We start from the raw sequence: 2,274 nt of genomic DNA, 5'->3' as shown, positions 1-2,274 counted from the left end.
GTCGTACGGGCGCGTGCCGTCGGTGCCGTAGACGCAGGTGGGCGCGGTCACCGACCGGCCCGGGCCGGGAACCGACAGCGCGGTGTGCAACGTGGTGGTGCTCTTCGCCGGCAGGCGCAGCCGCCACGTCACCTCCCCGGCGCTGGACCCGGCGGGCCGGGTGGTCCGCCCGCCGCCGGTCACCGTGGTGGCCCGCGACCCGCTCGGCAGCTCCTGCCGCACCATCGTGTCGACCGGCGCCGTGCCGGCGTTGCGGACCTCGATCCGGTAACCCGGCGCCGGAGTGCCCGCCGCGCCGACCGCCACGCTCACCGGCGGCATCGACGGGCGGACCGGCGCCGGGCCGGTGGTCGGCACCGCCGGCGGGACCGCCGGCACGCCGGTCGGGATCGGGGTCGCCCCCGCGCCGGGCAGGGCGACCGGGACGGCGGCCGGCGGTGGAGCCGGTCGGGCGGGGGTTTCGGCCGCGCGGGGCGTCGCCGGGGACAGCGCCGGTACGGCGGCGATGACGCCGAGGCAGTTCACGAACACTGCCAGGGCCTTGTGGTGTCGTCTCGATGCAGGCATACCAACGAACCTCCGGAACCGAAGCTATGGGCCGGGCCCCGCCGGGCGGGTACGAAGCCGCCATTCCCGCCCCGTCCGGCGCGATCCGGCGTACCCTGTCGCTCTCTCGCCGGTCCCGGCACCGGCGGGCGGCGAGGGGTGCGGCGCGGGCCGCCGGGCGCGCTGCCTGCCGGTGTCCGACGGGCGCCGCGCGGGCGGGGATAGATTGGCCGGGTGCGTATCGCTCGTTTCGCTCATGCCAAGGGAATGTCGTTCGGGGTCGTCGAGGGCGAGCCGGAGGCCGGGCCGCAGGGCCTGACCATCGCCGAGATCGAGGGCCACCCGTTCGGGCAGATCCAGTTCTCCGGCGCCCGCTGGGCGCTCTCCGACGTCCGGCTGCTGTCGCCGATCCTGCCCAGCAAGGTGGTCTGCGTCGGCCGCAACTACGCCGAGCACGCCGCCGAACACGGCAGCGAGGTGCCGAAGGAGCCGCTGCTCTTCCTCAAGCCGTCCACGTCGGTCATCGGTCCGCGCGACGCGATCCGGCTGCCGATCTTCTCCAAGCAGGTCGAGCACGAGGCGGAACTCGCCGTGGTGATCGGCGCTCCGGGCGCCCGCCGGGCCGACCGGGCCGCCGCCGAGCGGGCCATCTTCGGCTACACCTGCGCCAACGACGTCACCGCGCGGGACCTCCAGCGCTCCGACGGCCAGTGGACCCGCGCCAAGGGCTTCGACTCGTTCTGCCCGATCGGGCCGTGGATCACCACCGGGCTCGACGTGAGCGACCTGGAGATCCGGTGTGAGGTGGGCCGCAACCCGGAGGAGATGGAGGTACGCCAGCTCGGCCGGACCAAGGACATGGTGTTCGACGTACCGGGCCTGGTGTCGTACATCTCGCACGTGATGACGCTGCTGCCCGGCGACGTGGTCCTGACCGGCACGCCGGCGGGGGTTAGTCCGCTCACCGAGGGGGATACGGTCACCGTGCGGATCCAGGGGATCGGGGAGCTCAGCAACCCGGTGGTCCCTGTCGCCTGATTCGCTCCGATGCCTCGTTTCCGCTGGTCAGGTGGGTTTCGAGGGGTTGGATTTGGCCTGTCGGCACCGGGAGGGTAAAGTTCATTCCCGGCGCCGCAAGGGGCCAATGGGGTATGGGGTAATTGGCAGCCCGACTGATTCTGGTTCAGTTAGTCTAGGTTCGAGTCCTGGTACCCCAGCGCAGCCGCGGGTTCGCAAGAGCTCGCGGACGCTGGATTCCGGCAGCTCACGCTGGCGGAGTGCAATGAAGGTTCTGGCCCCGTCGTCTAGCGGCCCAGGACGCCGCCCTCTCAAGGCGGTAGCGCCGGTTCGAATCCGGTCGGGGCTACAGCACCGACAGCCCGTCCCGTTTCCCCGGGGCGGGCTTTCTGCTGTCCGGGCAACGTTTTCCGCGTGCGGTGGGGGTGACCCCCGCGGCGCGGTGCCGGACGCGATGCCGCTAGACTACTGCCACGCCACCCGGCAGGGCGGCGAAGCAGGACAAGTGCCTGGCCCCGTCGTCTAGCGGCCCAGGACGCCGCCCTCTCAAGGCGGTAGCGCCGGTTCGAATCCGGTCGGGGCTACGTCACCGAACGGCCCGTCTCGCTACGCGAGGCGGGCCGTTCGCAGTCCCCGCCCCACCCCGTTGATCATGAAGTTTGCGGCAGTCGGGGCGATCAAACATGCCGCCAACGTGATGATCTACGCGAG

At 72.2% G+C, this 2,274-nt stretch carries 1 protein-coding gene, 3 tRNA genes and 1 pseudogene; 4 read left to right on the top strand and 1 reads right to left on the bottom strand.

Annotated elements, in window-relative coordinates; genetic code table 11:
- A pseudogene (locus KBX39_RS29245) lies at positions 1 to 567 on the bottom strand (hypothetical protein); the annotation flags it as partial.
- 213 nt (positions 568 to 780) lie between these two features.
- On the opposite strand from KBX39_RS29245, the gene KBX39_RS29240 reads away from it, so the two are divergent.
- The 4 genes from KBX39_RS29240 to KBX39_RS29225 all read left to right on the top strand — a co-directional run bounded on the left by KBX39_RS29240 (position 781) and on the right by KBX39_RS29225 (position 2,147).
- Positions 781 to 1,584 carry a fumarylacetoacetate hydrolase family protein gene (locus KBX39_RS29240; RefSeq protein WP_013284528.1) on the top strand — a complete coding sequence of 268 codons (804 nt, stop codon included), beginning with the start codon at positions 781 to 783 and terminating at the stop codon, positions 1,582 to 1,584.
- A gap of 107 nt (positions 1,585 to 1,691) precedes the next feature.
- A tRNA-Gln gene (locus tag KBX39_RS29235) sits at positions 1,692 to 1,763 on the top strand.
- A 76-nt stretch (positions 1,764 to 1,839) separates the two neighbouring features.
- Positions 1,840 to 1,912, top strand: a tRNA-Glu gene (locus KBX39_RS29230).
- A 162-nt stretch (positions 1,913 to 2,074) separates the two neighbouring features.
- A tRNA-Glu gene (locus KBX39_RS29225) sits at positions 2,075 to 2,147 on the top strand.
- Positions 2,148 to 2,274 lie beyond the last annotated feature (127 nt).

The sequence above is a fragment of the Micromonospora sp. D75 genome, assembly GCF_018070405.1.
GTDB lineage: Bacteria > Actinomycetota > Actinomycetes > Mycobacteriales > Micromonosporaceae > Micromonospora > Micromonospora chalcea.
This window is presented reverse-complemented; position numbering and strand designations above follow the sequence as displayed.